The 453-nt window shown below is 70.0% G+C and carries 1 protein-coding gene; it reads right to left on the reverse strand.

The window, feature by feature from the left end:
• Positions 1-453: acyl carrier protein (locus LPA42_RS33435; protein ID WP_228987151.1), on the reverse strand; the 453-nt coding region annotated here is incomplete at both ends.

Consider the following 453-nt stretch of genomic DNA (forward strand, 5'->3'; position numbering starts at 1 on the left):
CGAGTTCGAGGCGTTGGGCGACTTCGCCGGCGACCTCGGCGCGCTTGATGGAGTCGATGGAGAGGTCGGCTTCGAGGTCGAGGTCGAGTTCGATGAGGTCGACGGGGTAGCCGGTGCGCTCGCTGATGACGCTCAGGATCGCCTGCTGGAAGTCGGCCGTGGTGACGCCGACCGGCGTGCCGGCGGGCGGGACGACGACCGGCGCGGCCATCGGGGCGGCGGCGGGCGCGGAGCCCATCTTCTCGTCGAGCCAGGTGACCATGGCGCGGACGGTGCGGGCCTTGACGAGGTCCTCCAGCTCGCTCTCGTCGCCTTCGACGGCGAGTTCGAGGCGTTGGGCGACTTCGCCGGCGACCTCGGCGCGCTTGATGGAGTCGATGGAGAGGTCGGCTTCGAGGTCGAGGTCGAGTTCGATGAGGTCGACGGGGTAGCCGGTGCGCTCGCTGATCACCG

The organism is Micromonospora sp. DH13 (assembly GCF_020873825.1).
Taxonomy (GTDB): Bacteria; Actinomycetota; Actinomycetes; order Mycobacteriales; family Micromonosporaceae; genus Micromonospora; species Micromonospora haikouensis.